Here is a 10,077-nt window from a genome sequence, read left to right on the forward strand (position 1 = left end):
TGCGCCGATGATAGTGCTGCAACCAGTGTGAAAGTAGGTTATCGTCAGGCTTGTTATACGCAGTAGAGAAAAACCCCGCCAGTGATGGCGGGGTTTTTTTTCGTCTGGCGCTTTTGTTTTTATGTTTGCTGGCCTGAACCCATGATGAAAAAGCCGGAATGGCGGCAGAATTGGCTGATTTTGGGGCGCATCCCAGATGCGGTTTTTGGAACTGGTGGGCGATGCGCTGGCGTTATCGCGCCCAGTTGGGAATCGACAGGCGTAAAAAAGGCACCGCCATGCGGTGCCTTTGTATTTTCAGGATACTAACAGGCGCTAGTGGTGATAACGCGAGGCGATATGGTGTTCGGCTTCGCCTTGCCAGGCCAGGGTATCGACAAAGCCGGCCAGGGCGGCGTTGCTGCGTGCCGGTCCCAGGTCATCGTCATTTTCGTTTTTCAGCATGCAATTGCTGCGTGGTTCACCCAGGCGTGTCAGGCGCACGGCGCCATCCGTTACTTTCATGATCCAGTCCCAGCCGATTGAAATGGCAGGAGTCGTATCGCTGACCCATTCCGTATAACCAGTGATGACGGTGGCCGCCGCCGATTCGGCGGTACACGCCGGCATATCTTCATCCAGACCCGATGTCAGGTGAATCAGCTTGACGGCGCCAAGCTGGGTAAGCGAAAGACGGATATAACCGTCCGGAGAGATCGTTAGCATGGATGTGAAACAGAACAGGGATAAACAAGTGATGCGCAATCGCGCACTAAGGTCGGATTTTCGGTGGCGCTACCAGCAAGTCTCATAGTATAAGGCCCTACCGTCGCTATTCATGTTTTTTGTTAATATATTTGTTAAATTCATCGGTTTCTTTTTTTAATTACTGTAACGTTCGTTCACATAATTCAAGGTGGTCGGTTGCCAGTTGAGGCCATCGATGAGCACTTCAAGCAGCAGCGCCGTCTTGGCCGTTCCCAGATCCATGCGCGCTTCGCTTTGCAGCATGACGTTGCTGCTGGCGTCGCCTACGCGCGTCAGCTGGACATGGTGGCTATCGCCCTGCATTTGCCAGTCCCAGCCAATCGAGACACCCTGGTTGCCATCGGCAATCCATTCCGTATAGCCGGTGATGGCGGTGGGTATCGCGCCTTCTGCCGGCATGCCGGCCATGTCTTCGTCGAGACCGGAAATCAGGTGGATCAGGCTGATATCCTGCAGCTCCGCGAAGGAAAGGTGTATATAGCCAGACTCGGACACGAGCAATCTGTTTTTGTCCATGGAACCTCCGAATATCAGACCGCGAGGTCATTGGTGGGCGAGTCCCGTCCTTGCCTGCGCCGTCAACACGGGCGATGGCGGGATATTGCTTAGTCGATTTCAATCCAGCATGCAAAAATCGGATGGCCACCGATGATCATCGGCGGACCCGCGCGGTGGGCATGGACGCCCGTATGGCGCAACAGGCGCTCGATGCCGATCGGCGAGACCGTGATCAGACGCTTCGCGCCATGTGCCTTGGCAATGGCGATCGATTCGCGCAGCAGTTGCGCCGCCACGCCCGAGGAAAACTGCGCCAGGGCGGACGTCTTGCCGCCATTGAAATCCACCGAGGCGAAACGGGAAAGTTCCCAGATATCGGATGAACAGGGAATGGGCTGTCCTTGCATCAGTTCGGGAAAGACTTCACCGAGCAGATAGGGCTGGCTTGTCGGCAAAAGCCGGGCGCAGCCATTGATTTGCCCTTGCTCATCCTTTGCCACCACATACAGGGTATCGGGGCGGTCGAATTGATCGAGTTCCTCGCCATTCTTGGTTTTCAAATCCCACCCGAGTGTTTCCACGAACACCTTGTGGCGATAGTGCGCGAGACTGGTCAGAAGTTCTTCGGGAAGTGCTCCGGTTTTGCCTGTGATTACGTTCATCTGCGCGCTCCAAGTGGTGGTACATCAAGATTCCCAATGGTTGCCATTAAACCTTTTTCAACGAACCCGCATAACTGTCATCTTTTACAGCTGCCCCCATTTTCAGCACGGCTGGTGCTGTATCGCCACCACCTATATCAAATAATCAATATTTTTCTTGCAATGATAAAAAGAGATGCTTATATTCGAGGTTTGCTGCTATTCGGCAATGGATTTGCTGATGTCCATGCCGTATCGCCAAAATTTGGCCAGCAAGAATATTTTGCTTGGCTCTCAAAAGGAGCCCTTGTAAATGCGATGACTGTCATGCCCGGCTTGACCCCCATTTTTTCATTTGTCAGGATAGAAAGAAACAAAGGTGCAGCCTATCCTGAGGCAAAAATGGTGTTTGGGACACTGTAAGATCTGACAGTTGCTTTTTTTGCCGGCCATATTGCCCGGCATTCCAGTGTGAGGATGATTCTGTGAAACGTGAAATTGTCTGGCGAGAAGAGCAAAGCGAAGCGTTAACGAACGCCACCACGGAAGAGACGTTTTTCGCCGCCATCGCGAAGGCGGCGCGCGACCTGGGCTTCGAGTACTGCGCCTATGGCTTGCGCATGCCGTTGCCCGTCTCCAATCCCAAAATGTTACTTTTAAGCAATTACTCCACCGAATGGCAGCAGCGCTACGCGAGCGAGAACTACCTGGCGGTCGATCCCACCGTTGCCCACGGTATCCAGTCCGCCATGCCCGTCGTGTGGTCGCCGCAATTGTTCGCCAGCTGTCCCGACTTCTGGACCGATGCCAGCGGGCATGGCTTGAAGCATGGCTGGGCGCAATCGTCGTTTGATGCCAAAAGCAATGTCGGCATGCTGACGCTGGCGCGCTCGCAAGAGGAGATTACGCTGACGGAGTTGCGGGAGCATTCCGTACAGTTGTCCTGGCTGGCCCAGGCGGTTCACGAGGGCGGAGTACGCCTGGCCAGCATGAAGCGCGATGCCGAACCGGCCATCATGCTGACGGCGCGCGAAGTGGAAGTGCTGCGCTGGACGGCGGATGGCAAGACGTCGGGCGAGGTGGCCCAGATCATGGATATTTCCGAGCGTACCGTCAACTTCCACATCACCAATTCCCTCGTCAAACTGGGCGTCGTCAATAAAACCGCGGGCGTCGTCAAGGCCGCGATGTTGCGCTTGCTGTAATTTTTTTTCGCCTCGGCGGGCGCCTTCCGCGTCCAGCCCCTGCCTGCCGTTTTTCCTCTCTGCACACTGCGGCGCGCCACGTTGTCGGCCCGCGTTTTTCCTCCTCATTTTTTCCCTGTCCTGACCTTCACTGTCAAATCTGACAGTTATCTCCGCCTGCGCATTCACGTTTAATGGACTCCTATAAACACCGCTGTGCATGGTGTGGAGAAGCAAGGTGAACGATGTTGATTCGCCTGCGATGGACGGCTTTTTACGGTTTTCCTGTCTGCCACATCACACATTCCGACCCCTTTTTCGTGTGAGTGACGACTATGCATTTCGCCAGACCAGCCATTTCCCCCGACCGTCTCCCGCCCGCTGCCGGCGCGCTGTCCAATCTGCGCATCGTGGGATAGGCCGCCATGAAAACCTTTCCGGAAATCCTGCTGCAGCGTGCGCAGTCCTCGCCCGACGGCACGGCATACCGCTTCTTCCAGGGCGCCAGCCTGGTCCCCGATGTCCTGACATTCCAGCGCGTGTGGGAAGAGTCCGCGGCATTGGCGGCCCTGCTGCAATCGCGGGGACTGGCCGGCGAGCGCGTGCTGCTGACCTGCAAGTCGCAGCGGCATTTTGTGATCGCCTTCTTCGCCTGCCTGATGGCGGGCGCCGTCGCCGTACCGACGGCCTTGCCGCGCCGCCATGCCTTGCTTGAACGGCTGCAGGTGTTGTCACGCGATGCCGCCTTCCGCGCCCTGATCTGCGACAGCGACGAAGTGACGCCGGCGCATTTCCACGATGCCCAGGCGGTCAGCGACTGCATCGACATGCGCACCTGGTCCGCGCGTGACGACTTGGCGGCCATGGCCGCCAGCTGGACATTGCCTGCGCTGTCCGGCAATGACCTGGCTTTCCTGCAATACACGTCCGGCTCGACGGGCGACCCCAAGGGCGTGATGGTCAGCCATGGCAACCTGGTCAACAACTGCCTGGCCATCGGCCAGGGCATGCAGCTCGATGCCGGCTCCAGCGTGTTTACGGCGCTGCCCCTGTTCCACGATATGGGCTTGATCGGCGGCATCCTGCAATCGATGTACACCGGTTGCAGCGCCAGCTGCATGCTGCCGGCCGAATTCGTCCAGTATCCGGAGCGCTGGCTGCAGATCATTTCGCGCTTTGGCATGACGACCAGCGGCGGCCCCAATTTCATGTACCAGCTGGCCGCGCAAAGCATCCGCGACGAAGACATGGCCGGCCTGGATTTGTCGGCCTGGTCCGTGGCGTTCTGCGGCGCCGAGCCGATCCGTCCCGAGGCCATCGACGCCTTCATCCGCAGGTTCGCCTCCGTGGGCTTCCGTCCCGAGGCCTTCTATGCCTGCTACGGCATGGCCGAGTCCACCCTGTTCATCACGGGAGCGCAACGCGGCGCCGGGCTGGAAGTGCAGCAGCGCGACGAGAGCGCCATCGTGGGCTGCGGCCATCCGCGCCACGACACGCACATCGCCATCGTCGACCCCGATAGCCGCCAGCGCCTGGCCGATGGCCTGGTGGGCGAGATCTGGGTGCAGGGATCGAGCGTCGCGCTGGGCTACTGGCGGCGCGCCGAACTGAGCGAACAGTATTTCCACGCCACCATCGCGGGCGAGGGCACGCAGCGCTACCTGCGCACCGGCGACCTGGGCTACGTCAGCAACGGCCAGCTCTTCGTCAGCGGCCGCCTGAAGGACTTGATCATCCACTATGGCAAAAAATACCTGCCGCAAGACATCGAGAATGAAGCCGAACGCAATCACATCGCCTTGCGCGAATCCGGTGGCGGTGCCTTCAGCATCGTCGATGGCGACAAGCAGCGCACCGTGCTGGTGTTCGAACTGAAGCGCGAGTGGCTGCGCCGCCATGCCGAGTGGCCGGAGGTCGCCGCCAGCGTGCGCTCCGCCGTGACGGCGAACCTGGGCCTGACGCTCGACGAGGTGCTGTTCATCAAGCCGGGCGCGCTGCCCCGGACTTCGAGCGGCAAGGTCCGGCGCAACCAGTGCCGGCTCGATTATCTCGATGGCGCGCTGGCGCGTGCCGAAGCTCCCTGATTTCCACCATTCCATGCGCCGCCTGCGGCGCGATAGCCATTGCCTGACTTTTGCGAAGAGAACCCCATGAACCTGTTTGAACAATGCCTGGTCGACCTCCTGGCGGACCTGACCAATGCCGAACGCGGCGCCATTTCCCTCACCACCACCCTGGACCAGCAAGGCGTCGATTCCTTCGTCGCCCTGCGCCTGGCGCGCGCCATCCATGACCGCACCGGCATCGAGCTCGAACTCGAGACGCTGTTCGATTACCCATCGGTGCGCCAGCTGGCGCAGCACCTGCAAGCGCGTGCCGCGCAGACGGCAGGTGCCGTATGAGCGCGCTCGACCTGACCCAATCGTGGTTCCCCCTGTCCGCTGCGCAAAGCAGCCGCTGGTTCCTGTACCAGCTGGACCCGGCCACACAGGGCACGCACAACAATGGCTTTGCGGCGCGCGTGCAGGGCGCGCTGGACCTGGATCTGCTCGACGCGTCGCTGCAGACGCTGGCCGCGCGCCATCCGATGCTGCGCAGCCGCTTCCGCCAGTCGGCCGGCACGCCGCAGCAAAGCATCGCCGGCAGCGCGCCGGTACAGCTGATCTGCCGTGATGTCCGGGGCAGCGCAGACGCCGATCTGGCGCGGCAGGTGCAGGCCGATTGCGGCATCGCCTTCGACCTGGCGGCGCCGCCGCTGATGCGTGCGCACTGGTACGCGCAGGGCGCGCAGGATGGCGTGCTGCTGCTGGTGTTCGACCATATCGCCTGCGATGGCTGGTCTTACTGGCAGTTGCTGGACGAACTGGGCCAGCTGATGCGGGGCCAGGACTTGCCTGCCTTGCCGCCGGAGGCCGATTACGCCGCCTATGTCGCGCAACAGCGTGCCTGGCTGGACAGCCCGGCTGCCGAAGCGCAGCGCCAGTACTGGGAGCGGAACCTGGGGGGCGAGCTGCCGGTGCTGCAGTTGCGCAGCGATGTCACCCGTTCGGGCCGCGTCAGCGGGCGCCGCGACAGCGTCGGCTTTTCGCTGCCGGCGCAGTTTGCCGCCGAACTGCATGCGCTGGCGCGCCGGAATGCCTCGACCTTGTTTACCACCATGCTGGCGGCTTACGGCCTGCTGCTGCGCACCTTGACGGGCCAGGACGATGTCGTGATCGGCACGCCGATGCCCGGCCGCACCAGCCAGCAGTTCGACCAGGTCGTGGGCGACTTCGTCAATCCGGTCGCCGTGCGCATCGCGCATGAGGCGGAGCAGAGCGTGGCCCAGCTGCTGCGCAGCGTGCGCGGCGCCACCCTGCGCGCCATGGCGCAGCAGGATTTGCCGTTTGCCGACCTGGTCGAACGCCTGCAGCCGGCGCGCGAAAGCAACGAGCATCCGATTTTCCAGACGGCTTTCGTCTTCCAGAAAGCGCGCCACGCCAGCGACTTGCTGGCCTTGTGGAACGGCGCCGACGCGGTCGCCGAGTGGGGCGGCGTGCGCCTGCAGTCCTTCCCGCTGCTGCAAAGCGGCGGCCACGCGCACTTCCCGCTGGTGCTGGAAGTGCTCGAACTGGAACAGGGCATCCGCTGCGAACTGAAGTTCGATGCGGACGTGCTGGCGCGTGCCAGCGTCGAGCGCTGGGCCGGCTACCTGGAGTCGCTGCTGGCGCAGATGGCTGCCGACGATCAGCAGGTGCATGCCGCGCTGTCGCCCCTGTCCGCGGCACAACGCCAGCAGTTGCTGGGCACCTTTGCCGGCGGCGCGCGCGATTTCCCCGCCGCCCGCCCCATCCAGCAATTGTTCGAAGCCCACGCCGCCAGCAAGCCCGACGCCATCGCCCTCGCGATGGACGGGCGTACGCTCAGCTACGCGCAATTGAATGGCCAGGCCAACCAGCTGGCGCACCATTTGATCCAGATGGGCGTGCAGCCTGACGACAGGATCGCCCTGTGCGTCGAGCGCGGCACGGACATGGTGGCCGGCATGCTGGGCATCATGAAGGCGGGCGCCGCCTTCGTGCCGCTCGACCCGGACTATCCTGCCGAGCGGCTCGCCTACATGCTGGTCGATTGCGGCGCGCGCGCGCTGGTGAGCACGGCGCTGGCATCCGCCGCCTTGCCGCCGACCGCCTTGCCGGCCCTGATGCTCGATGCGCAGGGCGGCAGCGCGCCCGATGGCAATCCCGATCCGGCGCAGCTGGGCCTCGACGCGCGGCACCTGGCCTACGTGATCTATACCTCCGGTTCGACCGGACAGCCCAAGGGCGTCATGAATCACCACGCGGGCCTGTGGAACCTCGTGCATGACCAGGTGGCGCTGTTCGGCATCACGCCGGCCAGCCGCGTGCTGCAATTTGCCTCGTGCAGCTTCGATGCCTGCATCTGGGAGATTGCCCTGACCCTCAGCGCCGGCGCCAGCCTGCACCTGGCCACGCGCGAAGCGCTGCTGCCTGGCGCGCCGCTGGTCGACGCCGTGCAGCGTGGCGCCCTGACCCATTTGTTCCTGCCGCCGGCGGCCCTGGCCGCGCTGCCGCCCGATGCCGACCTGGCGACGGTGCAGTCGCTGATCGTCGGCGGCGATGCCTGTCCGGCCGCCCTGGCGCGCCACTGGTCGGCCGGCCGGCGCTTCTTCAATGCGTATGGCCCCACCGAAGCGACGGTGTGCAGCACGGTGTATGAGTACGCGTCCGATTGCCCCGACCAGCTGCCGATCGGGCGTCCCGTCGCCAATGCGCGCATCTACATCCTCGACGGCGCCATGCAGCCGGTGCCGCCGGGCGTGGCTGGTGAAATCTACGTGGGCGGCGCCGGCGTGGCGCGTGGCTACCTGGAGCGTCCGCAGTTGAACGCCGAGCGCTTCCTCGCCGACCCCTTCGTCGCTGGCGCTCGCCTGTACCGCACCGGTGACCTGGCTTGCTGGCTCGCCGACGGCAATATCGCCTACCTGGGCCGCAATGACTTCCAGGTCAAGATCCGCGGCTTCCGCATCGAGCTGGGCGAAGTGGGCGCGCGACTGCAGGAATGCGAAGGCGTGCGCGAGGCGCTGGTCGTGGCGCGCGAAGACGTGCCGGGCGCGAAGCGCCTGGTGGCCTATCTCGTGCCGGCTGCCGACGCCGTGCTGGCGCCGGAACGCGTGCGCGCACAACTGGCGCAGGCCGTTCCCGCCTACATGGTGCCGGCCGCCTTCGTGGTGCTGGACGCTTTCCCGCTGATGCCGAATGGCAAGCTGGACCGCCGGGCCTTGCCGGCGCCCGATGCCGGCGCCGCCGTGGCGCGCGAGTACGAAGCGCCGCAGGGCGCGCTGGAAGGCGCCATCGCCCAGGTCTGGCAAGAGCTGCTGGGCTTGCAGCGCGTGGGCCGCCATGACCACTTCTTTGAACTGGGCGGCCATTCGCTGATGGTGCTGGAGATGATCGAACGGCTGGCGGCGCTCGGCGTGGCATGCGACGTGCGCGCGGTGTTTGGCGCCAGCAGCCTGCAGGCGCTGGCCGCCGTGATTGCAGCCTCCGCCGCGCCGGCCTCCCCCGGCGTGCCGGCCAACGCGATTCCCGCCGGCTGCGAGGCGATCACGCCGCAGATGCTGCCGCTTGTGGCGCTGAGCCAGGCCGACGTCGACCAGATCGTCGCCGGCGTGCCGGGCGGCGCGGCCAACGTGCAGGACATGTATCCGCTGGCGCCGCCGCAGGAAGGCATCCTGTTCCACCATCTGCTCGAGAGCGAAGGCGACGCCTATCTGCTGCGCGCCGCGTTTGCGCTCGATACGCGCGCCCGCCTGGATGCCTACCTGGCCGCGCTGCAGCAGCTGGTGGAGCGCCACGACATGCTGCGTACCAGCTTGCGCTGGGAAGGATTGGCGCAGCCGCTGCAGGTGGTGCAGCGCCATGCGCAGATGGAAACGCGTAGCGTGGAACTCGATGCGGACGGCGACTGCGAACAGCAGTTCCTGCAATTGTCCGATCCGCGCCACGTGCGCCTGGACTTGCGCACCGCGCCGCTGATGCTGGCCTATGCCGCGCAGGACCCGCGCTCCGGCGCTTGCTACCTCGCCATCCTGATCCATCACCTGGCCTGCGACCACATCACGCTCGACATCCTGCTGGCCGAAGTGCAGGCCATCCTGCGCGGCGAAGGCGGCAAGCTGCCGCCGGCCTTGCCGTACCGCGATTTCGTGGCGCGCGCCAGGGCGGTGCCGGCGGCGCTGCACGAGGCGTATTTCCGCCGCCAGCTGGGCGACGTGACCCGTCCCACCATGCCGCTGGGCCTGTCCAACGTGCAGGCCGACGGCTCGCAGGCGGCCGAGGCGCGCCATCTGCTGGGCGCCGCGCTGAGCGCGCGCGTGCGCCGTGCCGCCAGCGGCAACCGCACCACGGCCGCCGCGCTGTTCCACGTGGCGTGGGCCCAGGTCCTGGCCCAGCTGTCCGGCAGCGACGACGTGGTGTTTGGCACCGTGCTGTCCGGCCGCCTGCAGGATGTCGAGTTGCAGGGCAACCCGGTCGGCATGTTCGTCAATACCCTGCCGGTGCGCGTGCAGCTGGGACGGCGCAGCGTGCGCCAGGTGCTCGACGCCACCTGGGATAGCCTGAGCAGCCTGCTCGAACATGAGCAGGCATCGCTGGCGCTGGCCCAGCGCTGCAGCGGCGTGGCGGCGAATACGCCGCTGTTTACAGCCTTGCTGAACTACCGCCACAGCGCGCCGTCGAGCATCGATGGCGCCAGCGTCGCGGCCGGCGAGGGCATGCGTTTCCTTACCGCCGAAGAGCGCACCAACTATCCGTTCACCCTGAACGTGGACGATGCGCGCGACGACTTCGTCCTGACGGCACAGTGCGTCGGCGGCATAGCGCCGCTGCAGCTGGCGCATTACACGGCCGCCGCGCTGGCGCAGCTGGTCGAGGCGCTCGAGAGCGCGCCGCTGCAGCCGCTGCGCCACGTCGGCGTGACGCCGGCCGACAGGGCTTGGGGGGGGG

General features: G+C 64.1%; 8 protein-coding genes. 5 read left to right on the forward strand and 3 right to left on the reverse strand.

The window, feature by feature from the left end; all coding sequences use genetic code 11:
• Window positions 1–315: 315 nt before the first annotated feature.
• From AC1RDJ_RS28190 to AC1RDJ_RS28200, 3 genes are all read right to left on the reverse strand, one after another.
• On the reverse strand, window positions 316–705 hold the full coding sequence (locus AC1RDJ_RS28190) for a DUF4902 domain-containing protein (RefSeq protein WP_071324777.1): 390 nt from the start codon (window positions 703–705) through the stop codon (window positions 316–318).
• A gap of 156 nt (window positions 706–861) precedes the next feature.
• Complete coding sequence (locus tag AC1RDJ_RS28195) at window positions 862–1,263, reverse strand: DUF4902 domain-containing protein (RefSeq protein WP_083411957.1); 402 nt, start codon at window positions 1,261–1,263, stop codon at window positions 862–864.
• Between the two features lie 89 nt (window positions 1,264–1,352).
• The gene (locus tag AC1RDJ_RS28200; RefSeq protein ID WP_071324776.1) at window positions 1,353–1,907 is read right to left on the reverse strand and encodes an acyl-homoserine-lactone synthase; all 555 of its coding nucleotides are present in this window, start codon (window positions 1,905–1,907) and stop codon (window positions 1,353–1,355) included.
• Between the two features lie 36 nt (window positions 1,908–1,943).
• Between AC1RDJ_RS28200 and AC1RDJ_RS28205 the strand changes: the two genes are divergently transcribed.
• The 5 genes from AC1RDJ_RS28205 to AC1RDJ_RS28225 all read left to right on the forward strand — a co-directional run.
• Window positions 1,944–2,309 (forward strand): hypothetical protein, encoded by a 366-nt coding sequence (locus AC1RDJ_RS28205; protein WP_493029429.1) that lies wholly within the window; start codon window positions 1,944–1,946, stop codon window positions 2,307–2,309.
• A 62-nt stretch (window positions 2,310–2,371) separates the two neighbouring features.
• Entirely contained in the window at window positions 2,372–3,091 is a 720-nt protein-coding gene (locus AC1RDJ_RS28210) for a LuxR family transcriptional regulator (protein ID WP_493029430.1), read from the forward strand.
• 404 nt (window positions 3,092–3,495) lie between these two features.
• Window positions 3,496–5,154: a fatty acyl-AMP ligase gene (locus AC1RDJ_RS28215; protein WP_493029431.1), complete on the forward strand. Its 1,659-nt coding sequence runs from the start codon at window positions 3,496–3,498 to the stop codon at window positions 5,152–5,154.
• Window positions 5,155–5,220: 66 nt separating this feature from the next.
• On the forward strand, window positions 5,221–5,472 hold the full coding sequence (locus tag AC1RDJ_RS28220; RefSeq protein ID WP_071324774.1) for an acyl carrier protein: 252 nt from the start codon (window positions 5,221–5,223) through the stop codon (window positions 5,470–5,472).
• On the forward strand, window positions 5,469–10,077 hold a 4,609-nt coding region (locus AC1RDJ_RS28225), incomplete at its 3' end, for a non-ribosomal peptide synthetase (protein WP_493029432.1). The genes AC1RDJ_RS28220 and AC1RDJ_RS28225, both read left to right, overlap by 4 nt.

Source organism: Janthinobacterium sp. GW822-FHT07H10 (assembly GCF_058798675.1).